Source organism: Agromyces larvae (genome assembly GCF_022811705.1).
Classification (GTDB): Bacteria; Actinomycetota; Actinomycetes; order Actinomycetales; family Microbacteriaceae; genus Agromyces; species Agromyces larvae.
In genome coordinates this window covers 3,077,229-3,096,927 of the sequence record NZ_CP094528.1, presented here as the reverse complement: position 1 = coordinate 3,096,927, position 19,699 = coordinate 3,077,229, and the positions used below count along the sequence as shown (strand labels likewise).

17 protein-coding genes and 1 tRNA gene are annotated in these 19,699 nt (G+C 71.0%); 13 read left to right on the top strand and 5 right to left on the bottom strand.

The window, feature by feature from the left end; genetic code table 11:
- Positions 1–149 precede the first annotated feature (149 nt).
- Both MTO99_RS14865 and MTO99_RS14860 read right to left on the bottom strand, forming a co-directional pair.
- On the bottom strand, positions 150–1,067 hold the full coding sequence (locus tag MTO99_RS14865) for a 3-hydroxyacyl-CoA dehydrogenase family protein (RefSeq protein ID WP_256461015.1): 918 nt from the start codon (positions 1,065–1,067) through the stop codon (positions 150–152).
- Positions 1,064–1,738 (bottom strand): enoyl-CoA hydratase/isomerase family protein, encoded by a 675-nt coding sequence (locus MTO99_RS14860; RefSeq protein ID WP_435520766.1) that lies wholly within the window; start codon positions 1,736–1,738, stop codon positions 1,064–1,066. The genes MTO99_RS14865 and MTO99_RS14860 overlap by 4 nt, the downstream gene beginning before the upstream one ends.
- On the opposite strand from MTO99_RS14860, the gene MTO99_RS14855 reads away from it, so the two are divergent.
- Positions 1,713–2,252, top strand: coding sequence for a hypothetical protein (locus tag MTO99_RS14855; protein WP_243559202.1), 540 nt, complete (start codon positions 1,713–1,715; stop codon positions 2,250–2,252). The genes MTO99_RS14860 and MTO99_RS14855 overlap by 26 nt on opposite strands.
- Here MTO99_RS14855 and MTO99_RS14850 read toward each other — a convergent pair.
- Together MTO99_RS14850 and MTO99_RS14845 are read right to left on the bottom strand one after the other, a co-directional pair.
- Complete coding sequence (locus MTO99_RS14850) at positions 2,227–3,435, bottom strand: thiolase family protein (RefSeq protein WP_243554424.1); 1,209 nt, start codon at positions 3,433–3,435, stop codon at positions 2,227–2,229. The genes MTO99_RS14855 and MTO99_RS14850 overlap by 26 nt on opposite strands.
- 285 nt (positions 3,436–3,720) lie before the next feature.
- Positions 3,721–5,283, bottom strand: coding sequence for an MFS transporter (locus MTO99_RS14845; protein WP_243554422.1), 1,563 nt, complete (start codon positions 5,281–5,283; stop codon positions 3,721–3,723).
- Positions 5,284–5,472: 189 nt separating this feature from the next.
- Here MTO99_RS14845 and MTO99_RS14840 point away from each other — a divergent pair, with 189 nt between their 5' ends.
- From MTO99_RS14840 to MTO99_RS14825, 4 genes are all read left to right on the top strand, one after another.
- Positions 5,473–6,993, top strand: a complete 1,521-nt coding sequence (locus MTO99_RS14840; protein WP_243559126.1) for an NAD(P)/FAD-dependent oxidoreductase — start codon at positions 5,473–5,475, stop codon at positions 6,991–6,993.
- Between the two features lie 40 nt (positions 6,994–7,033).
- Complete coding sequence (locus MTO99_RS14835) at positions 7,034–7,369, top strand: hypothetical protein (protein ID WP_243554420.1); 336 nt, start codon at positions 7,034–7,036, stop codon at positions 7,367–7,369.
- A gap of 105 nt (positions 7,370–7,474) precedes the next feature.
- Positions 7,475–7,822: a hypothetical protein gene (locus tag MTO99_RS14830; protein ID WP_243554418.1), complete on the top strand. Its 348-nt coding sequence runs from the start codon at positions 7,475–7,477 to the stop codon at positions 7,820–7,822.
- On the top strand, positions 7,815–8,639 hold the full coding sequence (locus tag MTO99_RS14825; protein WP_243554417.1) for a hypothetical protein: 825 nt from the start codon (positions 7,815–7,817) through the stop codon (positions 8,637–8,639). The genes MTO99_RS14830 and MTO99_RS14825 overlap by 8 nt, the downstream gene beginning before the upstream one ends.
- A gap of 91 nt (positions 8,640–8,730) precedes the next feature.
- Here MTO99_RS14825 and MTO99_RS14820 read toward each other — a convergent pair.
- A tRNA-Leu gene (locus MTO99_RS14820) sits at positions 8,731–8,817 on the bottom strand.
- A gap of 391 nt (positions 8,818–9,208) precedes the next feature.
- Here MTO99_RS14820 and MTO99_RS14815 point away from each other — a divergent pair.
- From MTO99_RS14815 to MTO99_RS14780, 8 genes are all read left to right on the top strand, one after another.
- Positions 9,209–10,000, top strand: coding sequence for an HAD family hydrolase (locus MTO99_RS14815; RefSeq protein WP_290428389.1), 792 nt, complete (start codon positions 9,209–9,211; stop codon positions 9,998–10,000).
- Entirely contained in the window at positions 9,997–12,507 is a 2,511-nt protein-coding gene (locus MTO99_RS14810) for a glycoside hydrolase family 65 protein (protein ID WP_243554415.1), read from the top strand. The genes MTO99_RS14815 and MTO99_RS14810 overlap by 4 nt, the downstream gene beginning before the upstream one ends.
- Positions 12,508–12,572: 65 nt before the next feature.
- On the top strand, positions 12,573–13,307 hold the full coding sequence (locus MTO99_RS14805) for an FHA domain-containing protein (protein WP_243554413.1): 735 nt from the start codon (positions 12,573–12,575) through the stop codon (positions 13,305–13,307).
- Positions 13,304–13,867 carry an FHA domain-containing protein FhaB/FipA gene (locus MTO99_RS14800; protein ID WP_243554411.1) on the top strand — a complete coding sequence of 188 codons (564 nt, stop codon included), beginning with the start codon at positions 13,304–13,306 and terminating at the stop codon, positions 13,865–13,867. Before MTO99_RS14805 ends, MTO99_RS14800 begins: the two co-directional genes overlap by 4 nt.
- Before the next feature lie 3 nt (positions 13,868–13,870).
- Positions 13,871–15,103, top strand: coding sequence for a Stp1/IreP family PP2C-type Ser/Thr phosphatase (locus tag MTO99_RS14795; RefSeq protein WP_243554409.1), 1,233 nt, complete (start codon positions 13,871–13,873; stop codon positions 15,101–15,103).
- Positions 15,096–16,520 (top strand): FtsW/RodA/SpoVE family cell cycle protein, encoded by a 1,425-nt coding sequence (locus tag MTO99_RS14790; protein ID WP_435520765.1) that lies wholly within the window; start codon positions 15,096–15,098, stop codon positions 16,518–16,520. Before MTO99_RS14795 ends, MTO99_RS14790 begins: the two co-directional genes overlap by 8 nt.
- Positions 16,517–17,971, top strand: a complete 1,455-nt coding sequence (locus MTO99_RS14785) for a peptidoglycan D,D-transpeptidase FtsI family protein (protein WP_243554407.1) — start codon at positions 16,517–16,519, stop codon at positions 17,969–17,971. Before MTO99_RS14790 ends, MTO99_RS14785 begins: the two co-directional genes overlap by 4 nt.
- On the top strand, positions 17,968–19,677 hold the full coding sequence (locus MTO99_RS14780; RefSeq protein WP_243554405.1) for a protein kinase domain-containing protein: 1,710 nt from the start codon (positions 17,968–17,970) through the stop codon (positions 19,675–19,677). Before MTO99_RS14785 ends, MTO99_RS14780 begins: the two co-directional genes overlap by 4 nt.
- Positions 19,678–19,699 lie beyond the last annotated feature (22 nt).

Below are 19,699 nucleotides of genomic sequence, written 5' to 3'. Positions count from 1 at the left end.
CTGCGCGAGCCGGCGGCCACGCGCACGCACGACGGACGACCCCGCCCGCACGCGGCGCGCCACTTCGGCAGCCTCCGCGCCAGTCCGACTGGCGCAGAGCGCGCGCAGGTGGCGCAGCCGGCAACGCGGCGAGCAGCGCGGGCCCGTGCTCACGATTCGCCCCACACGTAGAAGCCCTCGCCGCTCTTCCGGCCGAGCTTGCCCTCGGCGACCATCCGCCGCAGCAGCGCGGGCGGCGCGAACCGGTCGCCGAGTTCGGCGTGCAGGTACTCGGCGATGCCGAGGCGCACGTCGAGGCCGACGAGGTCGGTCAGTTCCAGGGGCCCGACCGGATGCTTGTACCCGAGCGTCATCGCCGCGTCGATGTCGGCCGCCGTCGCGACGCCCTCCTCGAGCATGCGGATCGCCTCGAGCCCGATCGCGAGCCCCAGCCGCGAACTTGCGAAACCCGGTGAGTCGGTTACGGAGACGGCGGTCTTCCCGATCGCGGCGACCCAGTCGCGCGCGGCCTCGGCGAGCGCGGGCTCCGTCGCGCCGCCGACCACGATCTCGACGAGCTTCGACGCCGGCACCGGGTTGAAGAAGTGCAGGCCGAGGAATCGTGTCGGCCGTTCGAGCGCCGCGGCGAGCGCGTCGATCGAGATCGACGACGTGTTCGACGCGAGCGCGGCGTCCGCACCGAGCACCGCCTCGACGCGGCGCAGCGCATCGAGCTTGACACCGAGATCTTCGGGCACCGCCTCGACGACAAGGCCTGCGTCGGCGAAGGCCGCGGCATCCGTGTCGGTGGCCAGCGCCGCGCTCAACTCGGCGAACGACCGGTCGCCCGCGGTGCCCCGCTCGACCGACTGCATGAGCGAGGCGCGCACCCGGTCGCCGGCCGCGGCGGCCGCGCCGGGGTCGCGCTCGACGACGGTGACCCGGCTGCCGGCGAGCAGGAACGCGTGCGCGATGCCCGCCCCCATGCGTCCGCCGCCGAGCACGCCGACCACCGCCGGCGCCGCGCCCGACCGAGTCGGAGCACCACCCGCCGGCCGAGAACTCGAATCCTCGGGGTGCGCACTCATCGCCGCGACCTCTTCTCCAGGAACGCGGTCATCCGCCGCTCCTTCTCGGGGCTCTCGAAGAGCTCGGCCTGCAACTCGAGGTCGACCTGCGGGTGGGCGGCTCGCGGCGCGGCGAGCGCCCGCTTCATCGCGATGGTCGCCGCGCGATCGTTCGCGGCGATGCGGTCGGCGAGCGCATGGGCGGCATCCATCAGACCGGATGCCTCGTGCACCGCCGTGACGAGGCCGATCGCGAGCGCTTCATCGGCTCCGACGAGGCGGCCCGTGAGCAGCAGCTCGGCCGCCCGCGCCTCGCCGACGATCTCGCGCAACCGCCAGCTCGCCCCGGCCGCGGCGATGATGCCGAGGCCGGTCTCGGGGTTGCCCATCTTGAGCGCGGGCGTGCCGATGCGCAGGTCGGCGGCGTAGGCCAACTCGGCTCCCCCGCCGAGCGCGTACCCGTCGATCGCGGCGATGACCGGCATCGGCAGCTCGTGGATCCGCACGAAGCAGTTGGCGTTGATGCCGGCGAGCGCGTCGGCGGCGCGCCGTTCGCGCAGTTGCGCGATGTCGGCGCCCGATGCGAAGACGCCGCCCGCGCCGGTGAGGATGAGGATGCGCGGCTCGGCCTCGAGCTCCGCGCAGAGCGCATGCAGCGCGTCGATCGTGGCCTGGTCGATCGCGTTGCGCACCTCGGGGCGGTTCAGGGTCGCGACGACCCGGTCGGCGTGCCGCTCGACGAGCAGCGGCGCGGCACTCCGCGCCCCCGTCGAGCCCGCTGAGCCCGCCAAGCTCGCTGAGCCCGCCAAGCTCGCTGAGCCCGCCAAGCTCGCTGAGCCCGTCGAAGCGAGCCCACCCCCTTCGACAAGCTCAGGGAGCTCCGCCCCGCTCGCCGAGCCCGCCAAGCTCGCTGAGCCTGTCGAAGCGAGCCCACCCCCTTCGACAAGCTCAGGGAGCTCCGCCCCGCTCGCCGAGCCCGCCAAGCTCGCTGAGCCCGTCGAAGCGAGCGCACCCCCTTCGACAAGCTCAGGGAGCCCCACCAAGCTCGCTGAGCTTGTCGAAGCGAGCCCCGCTCCCACACCACCCCCTTCGACAAGCTCAGGGAGCTCCGTCAAGCTCGCTGAGCCCGTCGAAGCGAGCCCACCCCCTTCGACAAGCTCAGGGAGCTCCGAAGCATCCGTCACGCGCCCACCCCCTCGACGATGAGCGCCGTGCCCTGCCCGACGCCGACGCACATGGTCGCGAGCCCGTAGCGCGCGCCTTCGCGCTCCATGCGGCCGAGCAGCGTCACGACCAGGCGCGATCCGCTGGATCCGAGCGGATGCCCCAGGGCGATCGCTCCGCCGTCTGCATTCACGATCGACTCGTCGAGGCCGAGGCGGCGCATCGACGCGATCGACTGGGTCGCGAACGCTTCGTTGAGCTCGACGGCGCCGATCTGGTCGAGCGAGAGGCCCGAGCGCTCCAGCGCCTTGCGCGTGGCGGGCACGGGCCCGAGCCCCATGATCGACGGTTCGAGCGCGGCGGCGGCTCCGACCACGATGCGGGCGCGCGGGGTGAGTCCGTATCGCTCGACGGCGGCGGCGCTGGCGACGACGATCGCCGAGGCGCCGTCGTTCAGCGACGACGAGTTGCCGGCGGTGACGACCGATCCGCCGGCGACGACGGGCCGCAGCGCGGCGAGCGCTTCGGCCGACGTGTCACGGCGCGGCCCTTCGTCGACGAGCACCTCGCCGCCGCGGGCGGTCGGCACGCCGACGATCTCGGGCGCGAACCGCCCGGCGTCGATCGCGGCGACGGCTCGCTGCTGCGAGCGCTGCGCGAACGCGTCGGCGTCGTCGCGGGTGATGCCGTCGATGCGGGCGACCTCTTCAGCGGTCTCGGGCATCGAGAACGTGGCCTTGTCGCGCGCCGCGAGCCGCGGGTTGGTGAACCGCCAGCCGATCGAGGTGTCGAACGCTTCGCCGGGCTTCGCCCACGGCTTCTCGGGCTTCTGCTGCACCCACGGCGCGCGGGTCATCGATTCGACGCCGCCGGCGACGATGAGGTCGGCGTCGCCTGCGCGGATCGCCTGCGACGCCATGATGATGGCCGACATGCCCGACGCGCAGAGGCGGTTCACGGTGATGCCGGGCACGGTGTCGGGCAGCCCGGCGAGCAGCACGGACATGCGGGCGACGTTGCGGTTGTCCTCGCCGGCCTGGTTCGCGGCGCCGAGGATGACCTCGTCGATCGCGCCGGCTTCGAGCACGTCGGCGCCGAGTCCGGCGCGTGCGACCGCTTCGCCGACGACGAGCGCGGCGAGGTCGTCGGGCCGCACGGATGCCAGGGCTCCCCCGTAGCGGCCGACCGGCGTGCGCACGCCGCCCACGAGATAGGCCTCGGGCATCCGTTCTCCTGACTCCGTCGTCGTGGTGCGGTGCACTGAATTAGTGACCGACCGTTCAGGAAGTAATTATGGGCGTTCGGATGCCCCGCTGCAAGCCGCGCCGCCCCGCACGCTCGTCGACGCCGTCACACGCGAACGAGGCATCCGGTCGAAGTTCCTGAACCGCGGGCACGGCCCAGTCGTGAGGTAAGAGCGGGAGCACCGGGTTTCAGGCGGCCCCTTCCCCCTTGGGGTACGCGCCAAGCAGAGCACGGCTGGTCCCACCCGCCGCCGGCCCCGGTTCGATCACGCCGGCGCAGCGCCGGCCGGCGCGCCACCGGCCGGCGCGCTGCCGCGCACGTCCTCGGGCGGCGTGAGCGTATGCGAAGTGGATGCCGCGGCCGCCGCGTACTCGAATTCCCCGGGCTTGCGCGGCGTCACGTGGCGCGCGACGAGGAGCGCGAGCGCGATGCCGAGCACGCACCAGATGCCCATCGCGATCGACGACCACGAGAATGCCGCGGCGAGCGCATCGCCCTGGTCGGCTCCTCCGGCGAGGCGGTTCGCCGTGACCGATCCGTACACCGACGCGACGATCGCGGTCATCACGGCCGAGCCGACGTACCGCGCCATGTTCGAGATGCCCGATGCTGCGCCGACCTCGCGCGGCTCGACGCACGACGTCGAGATCGACGAGCACGGGCCGTTCTGCAGGCTCATGCCGACCGCGACGGCGATGAGGGGCAGCACGAACAGCGCGTACGACCACGACGCCTGCACGAACGCGAGCGCGACGAACGCGAGCGTCATGATGATGAAGCCGAGCGCGATCGTGGTGCGGGCGCCGATGCGCGACACGATCGGCGTGATGAGCGGCGAGAGCACCACCGCGGCCGCCGCGACCGGCAGCGTCGCGAGGCCCGCCTGGAAGGCGTCCATGCCGAGCGCCGCAGGGTCCTGGAAGTACAGGCTGACGACGAACATGATCGCGTTGACGGTGCCCGACCCGAGCAGGATCGACAGCGTCGCGCCGACGAGGATCTTGTTGCGCAGCAGCGCGAGGTCGAGCAGCGGCGCCTTCACCCGCTGCTCGACGAGCACGAACCCGATGGCCGCGCCGATCGTGATGGCGAAGCATCCGAGGGTCGGCAGCGAGGCCCAGCCCCATGCGCTGCCGTTGGTGAGCGCGAAGATGAGCGGCGCGAGGATCGCGGCGATGAGCACGGTGCCCCACCAGTCGATCGACTTCGGCCGGGTCGGGTCGTTCGACTCGGCGACGGCGATCAGCGCCACCGGAATGCACGCCGCGGCGATCGCGGCGTCGATCCAGAACAGGCCCTGCCACCCGAGCGTCGAGGCGAGCAGCCCGCCGACGAGCGGACCGGCGGCCGCTCCGACCGCGGATGCCGCGCCCCAGAGCGTGACCGCGCGCAACTGCGCCTTGCCGGTGTTCGCCGCCGACAGCAGGCTCATGCCGCACGCGAGGATCGTCGCGCCCGCCGCACCCTGGATGCACCGGCCGAGGATGACCCCGAGGCCCTCCTGCGAGAGCGCGATGAGCACGCACGAGGCGATGAACAGCAGCAGGCCGCCGAGGAAGATCTTGCGCCGCCCGAACACGTCGCCGAGTGCGCCCGACGTCACGATGACGGCAGCGCCGACCAGGTTGTATCCGGTCACCGCCCACTGCAGCGTGTCGGTCGAGGTGCCCGTGTCGGCCGAGATCGCCGGGATCAGAATCGCCACCGCCGAGGTGTTGGCGTTCACGACGAGCGCCGAGACGCACGTCGCGATCAGTGCGCCGAGCGCGAATCGCTTCGCCGTCGCCGCAGCCGCGCCGGTACCGGAGTCGATCCCCGTGTCCCCCACGGGCCATTCCTACCACCGGCGGCCGCGGCGGGCCAGCATGCAGGGCGCCGTCCGCCGCATCCGTCACGGGCTGGGCGCAGCCTATCCGACCTGCCGGGCGACGCCCGCTGAACGGACGACGTCCGAGGAGGCGGGTCGGGCACGTCCGCAGGGATGCGACGGATGCCGCAGCCCGCGGGAGTACCGTTGATGTACGTGACGGATGCCCCGCCCTCCAGTTCCTCGAACCTCCCGCGCGTCGTGATCGTCGGCGGCGGCTTCGCCGGCGTCAACGCCGCGCAGGCCCTGGCCGATGCCCCGGTGCGCGTGACGCTCATCGACCGCCGGGTGTACAACACCTTCCAGCCGCTGCTGTACCAGGTCGCCACCGGCGGCCTGAATCCGGGCGACGTGACGCACTTCCTGCGGAGCCTGCGGATGCGCCAGCGCAATCTCGAGGTCGTGCACGAGCACCTCATGGAGATCGACCCCGACGCGAAGACGGTTCGTCTGCTCGACGGTCAGACCCTCGACTACGACTTCCTGGTGCTGGCGAACGGGGTCACGACGACCTATTTCGGCACCCCCGGCGCGAAGGAGCACGCGTTCGCGGTGTACTCGCGGTCGCAGGCGATCCGCATCCGCGACACCCTGTTCACCCGCCTCGAGAAGGCGACCCAGACCCCCGACCGCACCGACGGGTTGCGCGTCGTGGTCGTCGGCGGTGGGCCGACCGGCGTCGAGATGGCCGGCGCCCTGGCTGAGCTGCGCGATCAGGGACTCCGCCCGGCGTATCCCGAGCTCGACGGCGACGCGTTCCGCATCACGATCGTGCAGCGCAGCCCCGAGTTGCTGAAGCCGTTCGTCCCGTCGTTGCGCACGTACGCGGCGAAGCAGCTCACCCACCGCAATGTCGAGCTCTGCTTCGGCGCCGGCGTCTCGGAGGTGCACGCCGATTCGGTCACGCTCACCGACGGGCGCAGCATCCCCTCGGATATGACCATCTGGGCGACCGGGGTCGCACCGCATGAAGAGGTGCGGTACTGGAGCCTTCCGCTGGACGAGTACGACCGCATCAAGGTGGGCGCCGACCTGCAGGTCGAGGGCCTGCCGGGCGTGTTCGCGGCGGGCGACATCGCGATCGCGCCGCAGGATCTGCCGCAGCTCGCCCAGCCCGCCATCCAGGGCGGTCGGCACGTGGGCCGTCAGATCCGGCACCTGCTCGACGGGCGGCCGACCGAGCCCTTCGAGTACTACGACAAGGGCCAGCTCGCGATCATCGGCCGCCGCTCGGCGGTCGGCGAGTTGCCCGGCATCGCGAACCTGCCGGGTCTGCACGCGATCCGGTTCCTGCAGAAGGTGCCGGGTTTCCGCCGCACGATCGCGCTGACCGCGTACCCGGCGTGGTGGGTGTGGCTGTTCGTGCACATCCAGAGCCTGCTCGGCGCCCGCAACCGGCTCACGACGATGGTGGGGCTCTGGGCGCGCTACGGGTTCCACTACCGCAAGCCGGTGCCGATCGTCGGCGACGTGCCGGCGATCCGCCCGTCGAAGGCGCAGCGGCTGCGCTTCACGCCCGAGCAGCAACGGGCGGCCGACGAGGCGATGGAGTCCGACCGCGCCGACGAGGTCATCACGATCGCCACGCCGGCGCGGTCGAACCGCGACGAGGAGCTGCAGAGCCGAGCGGATGCCTCGGGCGACGCGTCGGCTGTCGGAGGCTCCGACTAGCGTCGCCAGCGAACCGCAGCCGATGACGAGGAGGGCGCCCGTGCACGTCGAACTCGTCCGCTGGAGTGCCGACGACCTTCCCCTGCTGGTGCGGGCCAACACGCCCGGGATGACCCGGTTCATCGGCGGCCCCGAGGCATCCGAGCAGCTGCGCGAACGCAACGAGCGCTACCTGCGGCTCGACGAGACGGGCGAGGCGCACATGTTCCGCGTCGACGCCGACGGCGTGCCCGCGGGCAGCATCGGCTGGTGGCGGGTCGAGCACGTCGGCGGGGGAACCATGCCGTGGCGCGGCGGCGAGCTCGCGTTCAACACCTGGGCGCTGGATGTCTCGCCCGCGCGTCTGCCGTCGCTCACGCCGTCGGGCGAGCCGTGAAACCCCTGTGCCCGCCCCAGTTCTGGGGTGGTCGGGCTGTGATCCGTTGACGCGGAACCTCTCCTGAATGCAAGCTTTCCTCAGTTGCGACGGGGGGTCGACGCGATGCCTGAGGACCGCGAGTTCTGCGAGGTGGAGGGGCGCCTCGTCCGCCGAGCAGACCGCGTCCGCCTCGACGGCGGGTGGCTGCACATCACTCCCGACGACGACGCCGATACCCGGACGAGTTCCGGCCACATGACCAGCGGCGAGCCGGTCGACTTCATCGCCGTTCGGGAGGGCGGCGCCTGGCGGCTCGAGTCGGCCGAGATCGACCCCGGCGGCATCGACGTGCCGCCGGCGCAGATGAACAGCCCACGCGGGGGCGGCGTGCGCGGATTCCGGCACCGGATCGAGGCCTTCAACATCGACAACACCCAACTCGTCAAACCGCCCCCACCCGACGATGCCTGACACCGGGCAACCGCCGTCGCCCGAGCGCGAGGAAGCGGACATCCGAGCGGAACTCCGCAAGTTCGACTGGGAGCGTGCCGGGAAGTTCGAGGAATCCATCACCGCGGTCGCGGTGGGCGCGCTCGACCGGGCGAAGAACGCCGTGACGATCGTGCAGGCGACCTCGGCCGCGCTGGTGACGATCTACACCGGCATCGTCGGACTCGTCTTCACCGAAGCGGATTCCGGCTTGCCGCTCCGGGGCGTGATCGCCCCGCTGTTCTTCGGTGCCGCGGTCGTCTTCACGGCGTTCTATTCCGCGTATCTCGGCGAGGATGTCAGCCACGAGGCCAAGACCGCCTTCCCCACGCGCGGCACGACGTCGTCGAAGGTCTCGCAGCGCATCAACGCGGTCGTGGCGTACGTGCGGAACATCGTCGTCCGGCGGGCCTGGGCGCTGCGTGCGGCCGTGGTGGCCCTCGGATTCGGCCTCGTCGCGCTCGTGTTCCCGTTCGTCGACGACGCAGACCTCACCGCGCTCGCGGGCGGGCCGGCCGACGGCGGGTCCGACAGCGAGTGGATCTCCCCCGACCTCCCCACGGATCCGCCGCCGGCGACCCTCTCCGAACCGCTCCAGGCGCTGTACTTCCAGGCTCAGATCGATGACGCCGTGGCGGAGGCCGAGGCGGCCCGAGCCGCCCTCGACGCCGGGACTCCGGCCGGCACCGGCACGATCGACGCACTCGCGCTCATCTGGGTCCTCGCCGGCGGGCTCACGATCGCCGTCGTCGCACGCCACCGCCCCGGCCGGGCGACGGCGACGGACACCCCGCAGTGACCTCGGCCCCGACGAGCACCCGGCTCGGACGCGAAACGCCCGCCGCGACTCGTTCCCGAATCACGACGGGCGTTCACCCGACTGTTTTCTCTGGTGCGCAAGGGGGGAGTTGAACCCCCACGCCCTCACGGGCACACGGACCTGAACCGTGCGCGTCTGCCTATTCCGCCACTTGCGCATGCTGATCCACAGTGGAGTGCGAACCAGCCGGATGAGCCTAACATCTCGTCGACCCGATCGCCATTCGGGGCCCCGCGACGCGAACGGGTGGAGCATCCGCGCCGAGCGTAGGAGTGCTGCAGCGACACGCCGCCGCCGCACGTTTCCGCCCGGCGTGGCGGCGCGCAACTCCTACGCTGCGCACACGACGAACCTACGACGCCGCGCACACGGGCGCCGGCGCCGTGCCGACACAGCCCGCACCCAGCACTCACCCTCGCAGCATCCAGCCGTGGGCCCTAGCATCGGAGGAGCGGGCCCGTCGATCGCACGGGCGACATCCGCGAGCGAGCACCGTGGCCGACGCGAGACACACGAACCCACCCTCAACCGCGACGAAAGGATCGCTCGTGCCCGACACCCCGAGCACTTCCGCCACGATCGCCGCGGTCCGCGGCTGGTTGTTCGATCTCGACGGCGTGCTCACGCCGACCGCGACGGTGCACATGCACGCGTGGGCGCGGCTGTTCGCCCCGTACCTCGATACGCACGGCGCGGCGCCCTACACCGACGCCGACTACTTCGCCTACATCGACGGCAAGCCCCGCTACGACGGGGTTCGTTCGCTGCTCGAGAGCCGCGGCATCCGTCTGCCCGAGGGCGAGGTGACCGATGCGCCGAACCAGGCGCCGGGCGACGAGACCGTGCGCGGACTCGGCAACCGCAAGAACGCGGCCTTCAACGAGACGCTCGCCGAGGAGGGCGTCGCGGCGTATCCGGCGAGCGTCGCGTTCCTCGACGCGGTGCAGCGGCGCGGATGCCTCGTGGCGGTCGTGTCGAGCTCGAAGAACGCGCCGGCCGTGCTCGAGGCGGCAGGGTTGGCCGACCGGTTCGAGATCGTCGTCGACGGTGCGGTCGCGGCGCGCGAGGGCCTGCCCGGCAAGCCCTCCCCCGACACGTTCCTGCGCGCTGCCGAGCTGCTCGGCCTCCGGCCGGGCGAGTGCGCCGTCGTCGAGGACGCGGAATCGGGGGTGAAGGCCGGCGCGGCGGGCGGGTTCGCGCACGTGGTCGGCGTCGATCGCGGGGTGGGCCGCGACACGCTCGAACGGCTCGGCGCCGACCTGGTCGTCGACGAGCTCGACGAACTCATCCCCCTGCTGAACACCCCCGACACCACCCCCACCCGAGGAAGCACCGCATGAGGTTCGCCGACATCGACCCGCTGAACCGCACCCGGTTCCCGATCGACGAGTGGTCGCTCGTCGAGACCGAGTTCGGCCAGGACGACCAGGGTCGCACCGAGACGCTGTTCGCCGTCGGCAACGGCTACCTGGGCCTGCGCGGCAACATCGACGAGGGTCGGGACGGGTTCGCGCACGGCACGTTCGTGAACGGGTTCCACGAGACGTGGGCGATCCGCCATGCCGAGGAGGCGTTCGGGTTCGCGCGCGTCGGCCAGACCATCGTGAACGCGCCCGATGCGAAGATCATCCGGCTCTACGTCGACGACGAGCCGCTCGTCATCACCGAGGCGGAGCTGCTCGAGTACGAGCGACGGCTCGATTTCCGCGCGGGCCTCCTGCGGCGTTCGCTGGTCTGGCGCACGCCGGCGGGCAAGCACGTGCGCATCACCAGCCGACGGCTGACGAGCTTCACCGACCGCCACCTCGCCCTGATGGACTACGAGGTCGAGCTGCTCGACGCCGACGCGGCGGTCACGATCACGAGCCACATCCTGAACCGCCAGGACGGGCGCGACGAGTACCGGTCGGGTGTCACCGAACTCCCGGGCGCCTTCGATCCGCGCAAGGCCGAGGCCTTCACCGAACGGGTGCTGCAGCCCCGGGTGCAGCAGCACGAGGGCAGCCGCCATCTGCTCGGCTACCAGACCACGAACTCGGGCATGACCCTCGCGGTCGCCGCGGAGCTGTCGATCTCCACCGACGACGACTACTCCGAGTCGGGCACGATCGGCGACGACCTCGCGAAGTACGTGTACCGGGTGCAGGCGCGACGCGGCAACCCGATCCGGGTGACGAAGGCGGTCAGCTACCACACCGCCCGCAAGGTGCCGGCGCGCGAGCTCGCCGATCGCTGCAACCGCACGCTGGACCGTGCGATGCAGCTCGGCGTCGACGAGATCGTGGCCGAGCAGCGGGCCTGGCTCGACGATTTCTGGGCCCGCTCCGATGTCGAGGTGCCCGGTCAGCCGAGCATCCAGCAGGCCATCCGGTGGAATCTGTTCCAGCTCGCCCAGGCGACCGCGCGCACCGACGGCGCCGGCATCGCCGCGAAGGGCGTGTCGGGGTCGGGGTACAGCGGGCACTACTTCTGGGATTCCGAGATCTACGTGCTGCCGTTCCTCACGTACACGGCCCCGACCGTGGCGCGCAACGCGCTGCGGTTCCGCCAGCGCATGCTCGATGCGGCCCGCGCCCGCGCGCTCGAGCTGAACCAGGTCGGCGCGCTGTTCCCGTGGCGCACGATCAACGGCCTGGAGTCGAGCGCGTACTACGCGGCCGGCACCGCCCAGTACCACATCGACGCCGACATCTCGTATGCGCTGGTGCAGTACGTGCAGGCCACGGGCGACGAGGAGTTCCTCGCGCGGGGCGCGATCGACATCCTCGTCGAGACCGCGAGAATGTGGGAGGACCTGGGGTTCTGGCGCTCGAACGCGGACGACGTGTTCCACATCCACGGCGTGACCGGGCCCGATGAGTACACCACCGTCGTCAACGACAACCTGTACACGAACGTGATGGCGCGGGCGAATCTCGAGCAGGCGGCGGCCGCGGTCGACCACCTGCAGGTGAACCACCCGATCGAGCATCGCCGGCTGATCGAACGCCTGGGCGTGACCCCGGCGGAGGTGGCCGGTTGGCGGCGCGCGGCCGCGCACATGCACATCCCGTTCGACGAGCGTCTCGGGGTGCACCCGCAGGACAGCGCGTTCCTCGAGAAGGAGCTGTGGGATCTCGAGCACACGCCCGAGAACCGTCGCCCGCTGCTGCTGCACTACCACCCGCTGGTGATCTACCGGTTCCAGGTGCTGAAGCAGGCCGATGTGGTGCTGGCGCTGTACCTGCAGGGCCACCGCTTCTCGACCGATCAGAAGCTCGCCGACTTCGAGTACTACGACCCGCTGACCACGGGCGACTCCACCCTGTCGGCGGTCGTGCAGTCGATCATCGCGGCCGAGGTGGGGTACCACGAGCTCGCGCTGCGGTACTTCCGGGCGGCGCTCTACGTCGACCTGGCCGACCTGCACCACAATGCGGCCGACGGCGTGCACGTCGCGTCGACGGGCGGTGTCTGGGGCTGCCTCGTGTCGGGGTTCGGCGGGTTCCGCGACCACGGCGGGAAGTTCACGTTCGATCCGCGGCTGCCCGACGGCTGGGAGCGGTTGACGTTCCGTGTGACGCTGCGTGGCACGCGGGTGCGCGTCGACCTGGTCGCCGATCAGCTCACCCTCACGGTCGAGGACGGCGACGAGGCATCCGTCTCGGTGCGCGGTCAGGCGGTGCGGGTGACGTCGGATGCTCCGGTGACGGTGCCGCTGGACGGCCAGGGTCCGCGCATCATCGGGGCGCCGACGATGCGGGATGTCACGGGCGGCCGCCGCGCCGACGGTTCGCTGCTGACGGCGTCGATCCCGACCATCTCGCTGGGCATCGACGATCAGGAACCGCCGCTCGCGATCGACTGATCCGCATCGTTTCCAGCCGTGCGCGCTAGCATGTCGCGAAGTCACGGATACCGATCGGGAGACCTGTGGGCCTACTGGACAACTTCGAGAAGGGTCTCGAGCGCGCTGTCAACGGCGCGTTCGCGAAGACCTTCCGCTCGGGGCTGCAGCCCGTCGAGATCACGGCGGCGCTGAAGCGAGAGCTCGATACCAAGGCGGCCGTCGTGTCGCGCGATCGGGTGCTCGTCCCCAATCGGTTCACGGTGCGGATGGCGCCTGAAGACCACGAGCGGATGTCGCGACTGGGGCCTGCGCTCGTCGACGAGCTGGTCGACCTGGTGCAGAAGCATGCGGCGAGCCAGCGGTTCCAGTTCGCGGGCGGCATCTCGATCGACCTGCGGCCCGACGAGAGCCTCACCGTCGGCATGGTGCAGATCGACTCGTCGAATGTGAAGGGCCGCGTTGCGTGGACCCCGGTGCTCGACGTGAACGGCAAGCGGTACCCGATCCTGAAGGGTCGCACCGTCATCGGGCGCGGTTCCGAGGCGGATGTCACGCTGGACGACACCGGGGCGAGCCGTCGGCACGCCGAGGTGCAGTGGGACGGCGCCCGCGCCCGCGTGCGCGACCTCGGGTCGACGAACGGCACGCAGGTGAACGGCGTGAAGACCGCCGACGCGGTCCTCGAGCCCGACGCGGTGATCACGATCGGCCGCAGCCGCATCGTGTTCCGGGTGCTCGCCGAGGCGCAGGCGGGGACTTCCCCGCAGCCGGCGGTGCAGCGCGACGACCTCGGCGGGTTCTGGGGGCCGGCGCAATGACCGATCCCAGCCAGCTCACCCTCGTCGTCCTGCAGCTCGGGTTCCTGCTGCTGCTCTGGGCGTTCATCTTCGCGATCGTGTACGCGCTGCGCAGCGACCTGTTCGGTCAGCGGGTGCGCAAGCTCCCGAGTGCCGCCCCGGCCGCGGCGGCTGCGGCGGCTCCCGCACCGGCACCGGCACCGGCCCCCGCCCCGTCGCCGTTCCCGAGCTCGCCGGTGAGTCCGGCGCGAGGAACGCCGGTCGTGGCATCCGCGTCGCCCGGCGGCGACGCACCCAGCCGACTCGTCATCACCAGCGGCACCAAGCAGGGTGCCGAGTTCCCGCTCGGACGCGACGAGATCACGATCGGGCGGTCGAGCGATTCAGCGATCATCATCCGCGACGACTACACGTCGACCCATCACGCCCGCCTCATGCTGTGGAACGGGCAGTGGATGATCCAGGACCTCGACTCCACCAACGGCACCTTCCTCGACGGTTCCCGCGTGACCGTGCCGGTGCCGGTGCCGATCGGGGCCACGGTCAAGGTCGGAGCGACGACGTTCGAGCTCCGGCGGTAGCGGATGGCGAACGTCAAGGCGAGCGCGGCGGTCTCGCACGTCGGCCGGATCCGTCAGAACAACCAGGACTCCGGCTACGCCGGCCATCGGCTCTTCTTCGTCGCCGACGGCATGGGCGGCCACGCGGGCGGCGATGTGGCCAGCGCGATCGCGACCCACCGCATCGCCGAGGCCGACACCGACTATCCGAACAGCCTCGAGGCCTCGGCGGCGCTCGAGGGCGCCCTGCTCGCGGCGAACCGCAACATCACCGAGACCGTCGCCGATCACTCCGAGCTCACCGGCATGGGCACGACGGTCAGCTCGATGCTGCTGCAGGACGACCGGGTCGTCATCGCGCACATCGGCGACTCGCGCATCTACCTGCTGCGCTCCGGCGAGCTCAGCCAGATCACCACCGACCACACGTTCGTGCAGCGGCTCGTCGATGCGGGGCGCATCACGGCCGAAGAGGCGATGGTGCACCCGCGTCGTTCGGTGCTGATGCGCGTGCTCGGCGACGTCGAGACCCGGCCCGAGGTCGACACGATGGTGCTCGACACGCGCCCGGGCGACCGCTGGATGATGTGCTCCGACGGTTTGTCGGGCGTCGTGCCCTTCGACGAGATCCAAGAGATCATGGACGCCGACGCCGGCGCGAAACAGGTCGCCGACCGGCTGGTGAAGGCCTCCCTCGACGGCGGGGCACCCGACAACGTGACCGTGGTCGTCGTCGACATCGGCGAGCCGCCCGCCCCCGAGACCCCGCCGCAGATCGTCGGCTCCGCGGCCGCACCGCTGGCCTTCGGCCAGCCGGTCGAGCCGGCACGGCCCCGTGGCATCCGTCTGACGCCCTTCCGCCCGCATCCGGTGCAGGAGACGCACTTCGAGCCCGACTCCGAGGACTACTTCGACGAGATCATCGAAGAGGACATCCGGCGCCGGCGGCGGCGCCGGTTCGTCTGGAGCTTCTGGATCGTGCTGCTCGTGGCCCTCATCGTCGCCGCCGTGGCGCTGTCGTACCAGTGGACCCAGACCCGGTTCTACGTCGGCGAGTCGAACGGCCGGGTCGCAGTGTTCCAGGGCGTGCAGCAGAACCTCGGGCCGATCTCCCTGCACGAGCTGCACCACGAGACGGACATCGACGTGTCCGAGCTGCGCATCTACGACCAGCAGCGGGTGCAGCAGACGATCAGCGCCGGTTCGCTCGCGGAGGCGCTGCTGATCGTCGACCGGCTGGAGGAATCCCTTGAGTGACCCCCGGCGCATCCAGACCCCGCCCGGCGGCACGCCGGCGGTCTCGTCCGCGACCCCGCCCACCGGGGTCCGTCGCATCCGGCTGCCCCAGCGACTGCGGAACCTCGAGCTCGGCCTGCTGATCGTGGCCTGCGCGATCAACGCGGCCGCGATCGTGCTGGTGCAGCTCGGCGCCCTCGGCCGCATCGACACCCAGCTCGTGCTGCTCGGGCTCGGCCTGTCGGTGCTCGTCGTCGGCCTGCACATCGCGATGCGATTCGTCGCCCGCGACGCCGACCCGTTCCTGCTGCCGATCGCGACCGTGCTGAACGGCCTCGGCATCGCGATGATCTACCGCATCGACATCGCCGAGCACTCCGAGGGCTGGGAGAGCGCGTCGGTGCGTCAGATCGCGTGGAGCGCCATCGCGATCGTCTGCGCGATCGTGACGATCCTCGTGCTGCGCAACCACCGGGTGCTGTTCCGGTACACCTATCTGGCCGGCCTGCTCGCGATCATCCTGCTGCTGCTGCCGCTCGTGCCGGGGATCGGCAAGGAGGCGAGCGGCGCCCGCGTCTGGATCGGCTTCGGCGACTTCGCCTCGTTCCAGCCCGGTGAGATCGCGAAGATCGCCCTGGCCGTGTTCTTCGCCGGATACCTCGTGCGCAACCGCGACTCGCTGTCGATGGTCGGCACGAAGTTCCTCGGCATGCGGTTCCCGCGGGCGCGCGACCTCGGCCCGCTGCTCATCGTGTGGGCGCTGTCGATGGCGGTCATCGTCTTCCAGCGCGACCTGGGCACGGCGCTGCTGTACTTCGGGCTGTTCCTCGTGATGCTCTACGTCGCCACCAGCCGGCTGAGCTGGGTGGTGCTCGGGCTCACGCTGTTCGTGGCGGGCGCGCTCATCGCCAGCCAGACCCTCGACTACGTCGGCAACCGGTTCGCGAACTGGCTCGACCCGTTCAACCCCGAGCGCTTCGACGCCGAGGTGGGCGGCAGCTACCAGCTCGTGCAGGGGCTGTTCGGCCTCGCGCACGGCGGCCTCATCGGCACCGGCTGGGGCCAGGGGCGCCCCGACCTGACCCCAGTGCCGCAGAGCGACTACATCATCGCCTCGCTCGGCGAGGAGCTCGGCCTCGCCGGCGTCTTCGCGATCCTCGCGCTCTACGTGCTGTTCATCGCACGCGGGTTCCGCATCGGCTTCGCCGGCCAGGACGACTTCGGCAAGCTGCTCGGCGTCGGCCTGTCGTTCGTGATCGCGCTGCAGGTGTTCATCGTCGTGGGCGGCGTGATGCGGGTCATCCCGCTGACCGGTCTGACGACGCCGTTCCTGGCCGCCGGTGGGTCGTCGCTCGTCGCGAACTGGATCATCGTCGCCCTGCTGCTGCGGCTGAGCGACACGATCCGCAACCATCCGAGGCTGGTGATCGACGGATGAACCGCGAACTCAAGCGGGTGACGATCCTCTCGCTGCTCATGTTCCTCACGCTGTTCGTCGCCGCGACGATCGTCCAGTACGTGCAGGCCGACGCGCTCGCGCAGGATTCACGCAACTCCCGCACCCTGTACGACAGCTTCTCGGTCGAACGCGGTCCGATCCTGGTCGCGGGCGAACCGGTCGCCTTCTCCGAGGCGTCGGGCGACTTCTGGAAGTTCCAGCGGGTGTACGCGAACGGGCCGCTGTACGCGCCGGTGACGGGATTCATCCCGGTGAACGGCGAAGCGACCGGTCTCGAGCGCTCGCTCAACCAGTACCTCAGCGGGCAGAGCTCGAGCCAGTTCTTCGACCAGCTCAACCGGCTGGTGTCCGGGCAGGATCCGATGGGAGCATCCGTCGAGGTCGCGATCGACCCCGTCGCGCAGCAGGCCGCGTGGGACGCGCTCGGCGACTACACGGGCGCGGTCATCGTGACCGAGCCGAAGACCGGCCGCATCCTCGCGATGGTGACCAAGCCCACCTTCGACCCGAACACGCTCGCGGTGCACGACGGCGACCTGGTCGAGCAGACCTTCGAGGCCCTCGTCGCCGATCCCTCCGACCCGCTCTACAACCGCGCGACCGGCGGCGACATGAACCCGCCCGGTTCGGTGTTCAAGCTCGTGGTCACCGCCGCCGCCCTGGAGTCGGGCCGCTACACGCCCGAGTCGACGTTCCCGAACCCGGGCACGTACACCCTGCCCGGCTCGAGCTCGGTGGTGCGCAACTCGGGCGGCGGCACCTGCGGCGGGGGCGCGACCGTGACCCTCGCCGACGCCCTGCGGCTGAGCTGCAACATCCCGTTCGCCGAGCTGGGCGTCGAGCTGGGCGACAACGCGATCCGCGCCCAGGCGGAGAAGTTCGGCTTCGGCACCGCCTTCGAGATCCCCACCGAGACCGAGGCCAGCACGTATCCGCGGGCACTCGACGACGCGCAGACCGCCCTGACCGCCTTCGGGCAGGGCGACGTGCGCGCGACCCCCCTGCAGATGGCGATGGTGTCCGCCGCGATCGCGAACGGCGGCATCGTGATGAACCCCAACCTGGTGGACGCGATCACGGCGCCCGACTTCACCCCGCTCGAGCGATTCGAGTCCGAGCAGTTCGGCCGCGCGATCAGCGAACAGACGGCCGCGACGATGGTGCAGATGATGGTCAACGGCGTCCAGAACGGTGCCGCGAGTAATGCAAGAATAGACGGCGTCAGCGTGGCCGGTAAGACGGGTACAGCGGAGAACGGCGAGGATGATCCCTACACCCTCTGGTTCACCGGTTTTGCCCCCGCCGACGACCCTCAGTATGCGATCACGGTCCTCGTGGAAGACGGTGGGGGCCTTGGGCAGGAGGGGTACGGCAATCTGATTGCCGCACCGGTGGCGAAACAGGTACTAGAGGCGGTGCTGAACAAATGAGACCGAGCGCAGGGCTCACCTTCGGTGGGCGCTACGAACTGCAATCGCGCATAGCCATCGGCGGCATGGGCGAGGTGTGGCAGGCCACCGATCTCGTCATCGGCCGGCAGGTCGCGATCAAGATCCTGAAGGACGAGTACCTGGGCGACCCGGGCTTCCTCGAGCGCTTCCGCGCCGAGGCCCGCCACGCCGCACTCGTCAATCACGAGGGCATCGCGAACGTCTTCGACTACGGCGAAGAGGACGGCAGCGCCTACCTCGTGATGGAGCTCGTGCCCGGCGAGGCGCTGTCGACGATCCTCGAGCGCGAGCACGTGCTGTCGACCGACAAGGTGCTCGACATCGTGGCGCAGACCGCGGCCGCACTGCAGGCCGCGCACGCGGCCGGCCTCGTGCACCGCGACATCAAGCCCGGCAACCTGCTCATCACGCCCGACGGGCGCGTGAAGATCACCGACTTCGGCATCGCCCGCATCGCCGACCAGGTGCCGCTGACCGCGACCGGGCAGGTCATGGGCACGGTGCAGTACCTCTCGCCCGAGCAGGCGTCGGGGCACCCTGCCTCGCCGACGACCGACATCTACTCGCTCGGCATCGTGGCCTACGAGTGCCTCGCCGGCCGCCGGCCGTTCACGGGCGAGTCGCAGGTCGCCATCGCCATGGCGCAGATCAACGAGACGCCGCCCGACCTGCCGGTGACGGTCTCCGAACCGGTGCGCAACCTGGTCTACGCGTGCATCGCGAAGAACCCCGCCGACCGTCCGCAGTCGGCCGCGCACCTCTCGCGTGCCGCGTCGGCGCTGCGCCGGGGCGACGTGCAGGGCGCCGCAGCGGCGGTTCCCGCCGTGCTCGGCACGATGGGGGCCGCGACGGCCGCCACGATGCTCATGCCGCAGCAGGGCGGCGCCACCTCGGCCACCACGGTGCTGCCGTCGGCGGCCGCCGCGGGTGAGCCGCCCGTCGACGAGGCCGCGCCGAAGAAGCGCAGCCCGTGGACCTGGCCGCTCATCGTGCTGATCGTGATCCTCGCGATCGTGCTGATCGGGACGATCATCGCGCTCGCGGTGAACTCCGGCGGCGGCGGTCCCGAGACCGAGACCACGAAGACCTCCGCTCCGCCGACGACACCGACCACGCCCCCGGCGACGACCCCGGTGCCGACCACTCCGTCGACGATCCAGATCGACCGCAACGCGTACCTCGGCATGAACGTCGACGACGCCGCGGCCGCCATCGAGGCGCTGGGGCTCCCGACGAGCCGTCAGTCCGGCGGTCGGGCGACCGACCCCGGGCAGACGAACACCGTCACCGACGTGAACCCGAGCGGCCCGGTGCAGCCCGGCACCACCATCGTCCTCACCTTCCTCGAGGCGCCCGAAGAGCCGGCGGCACCCAGCGGCAACCCGACCGTCGACCCGGCCACGGTCGAGGCCGGCAAGACGGTCAACGTCACGTGGCCCGCGCAGAACTGCCCGGCAGGGCAGACGCTGAGCGGGTACGAACTGACCGCGTCGAACGGCGCGACGCCGCCCTCCTCGGTGGTGCCGGCGGGGACGACCAGCAGCGTGGTGACCGCGCCGAGCACTCCGGGCACGTTCGACGTGGCGTTCTCGTACTTCTGCGGGCAGTTGCAGTCGCCGAAGTCCGGCTCGACCACCGTCACCGTCACCGCAGCCGGCAACGGCGACACGAGCTCCAAGCACTGACCTCATCCGAACCGTCCGCCGA

Bases quoted from the DNA above. Each gene is read 5' to 3' on its own strand.
- MTO99_RS14865 (WP_256461015.1), bottom strand. From the start codon at position 1,067: ATGAGTGCGCACCCCGAGGATTCGAGTTCTCGGCCGGCGGGTGGTGCT.
- MTO99_RS14850 (WP_243554424.1), bottom strand. From the start codon at position 3,435: ATGCCCGAGGCCTATCTCGTGGGCGGCGTGCGCACGCCGGTCGGCCGC.
- MTO99_RS14840 (WP_243559126.1), top strand. From the start codon at position 5,473: ATGTACGTGACGGATGCCCCGCCCTCCAGTTCCTCGAACCTCCCGCGC.
- MTO99_RS14830 (WP_243554418.1), top strand. From the start codon at position 7,475: ATGCCTGAGGACCGCGAGTTCTGCGAGGTGGAGGGGCGCCTCGTCCGC.
- MTO99_RS14825 (WP_243554417.1), top strand. From the start codon at position 7,815: ATGCCTGACACCGGGCAACCGCCGTCGCCCGAGCGCGAGGAAGCGGAC.
- MTO99_RS14810 (WP_243554415.1), top strand. From the start codon at position 9,997: ATGAGGTTCGCCGACATCGACCCGCTGAACCGCACCCGGTTCCCGATC.
- MTO99_RS14800 (WP_243554411.1), top strand. From the start codon at position 13,304: ATGACCGATCCCAGCCAGCTCACCCTCGTCGTCCTGCAGCTCGGGTTC.
- MTO99_RS14795 (WP_243554409.1), top strand. From the start codon at position 13,871: ATGGCGAACGTCAAGGCGAGCGCGGCGGTCTCGCACGTCGGCCGGATC.
- MTO99_RS14785 (WP_243554407.1), top strand. From the start codon at position 16,517: ATGAACCGCGAACTCAAGCGGGTGACGATCCTCTCGCTGCTCATGTTC.
- MTO99_RS14780 (WP_243554405.1), top strand. From the start codon at position 17,968: ATGAGACCGAGCGCAGGGCTCACCTTCGGTGGGCGCTACGAACTGCAA.